The organism is Microcystis sp. 0824, assembly GCF_003112475.1.
Classification (GTDB): domain Bacteria; phylum Cyanobacteriota; class Cyanobacteriia; order Cyanobacteriales; family Microcystaceae; genus Microcystis; species Microcystis aeruginosa_C.
In genome coordinates this window covers 1-1,040 of sequence record NZ_BDSM01000016.1, presented here as the reverse complement: position 1 = coordinate 1,040, position 1,040 = coordinate 1, and the positions used below count along the sequence as shown (strand labels likewise).

At 38.1% G+C, this 1,040-nt stretch carries 1 protein-coding gene; it reads right to left on the bottom strand.

Annotation, left to right across the window (positions count from 1 at the left end; genetic code table 11):
* Positions 1 to 18 precede the first annotated feature (18 nt).
* Positions 19 to 968, bottom strand: a protein-coding gene (locus tag N0824_RS06315) for an IS630-like element ISMae26 family transposase (protein ID WP_108936135.1) whose coding sequence is annotated in 2 segments (ribosomal slippage) — positions 19 to 626 and positions 626 to 968 — 951 coding nt in all. Because the reading frame shifts where the segments join, the coding sequence is not laid out codon by codon here.
* Positions 969 to 1,040: the final 72 nt, after the last annotated feature.

Sequence of the window (1,040 nt, the reverse complement as noted above, 5' to 3'; positions counted from 1 at the left end):
ATATAGCAATTCTCTGACTCATGAGGTACAGTAGCAACAGTGAGTAAACCAATTGCGAATATCTTTTTGAGTAACTTCTAACATAGCTAATTCAATCCCTTCTATTAAGTCTTTGTAAGTTCTCGCCTTCAGTTTTCTTAATATCGCTTTGACTTTTGACCAAAAGTTTTCAATAGGAGAGAATTCGGGAGAATAAGGAGGTAAATAGATGAGTCTAGCTTTTTCTTGTTCAATTATTTCTCTGACCATTTCTCCGAGATGAATCTTGGCGTTATCCATGAGCAAACAGTCTCCTTCTTTAATTTTTGGCAGCACTTCCTTCAGAATAAATCCTTCAAATGTTACCGCATCCACTGCACCGTATATGTTGACTGATGCCACAACTTTTTCTAAGCTTATAGCACTAATTATTGAAATATTTCTCCCTCTTTTTTGTGGTTTTCTTCCCTGAGCTCTTCGACCAATTAAGGCTCTAGCATAGAGTCTCAAAAGGGCTAAATTTACCCCCGATTCATCGATGAAAATTAGTTTTGATGCCTCAATTTCCCGAACTTGAGACCAGTATTCCACTCTTTTTTGCTGTACCCTGTCACTTTCTTTTTCCGCCGCGTGTAGTGTTTTTTTTTGAAACTGTAATTGAGTTTTTGCGTAAGCCGCCCCAGGGTGGCTCTACTGACTTTCACCTGTGTCTTTTCATACAGTAAGTCCGATAATTCTTCGAGAGTTGCATCATTGTTAGATTCGATGATTTCTATTAAAATTATCAGTTGTTCACTATTTAACTTGGTTGGCGGACTTCCCCCTTGTGGACGAGGACGGATATCTCCTGTTTCTTTATGTTGCTTCAATAACTTCTGAATAAAGCTTTTAGCCACGTCAAATCTCTGGGCTAGTCCTCGAATAGAAATTTTTTCTTTCTTCCAGACATCGATAATTTTTTGGCGAAAATCTACGGAATAGGGTCTCATAGGAAGCTGGCGAGTTCTATTATTTGTCTATTTGCTTTTCATTGTACCTCATAGCTCCAAGAAGTGCTATAA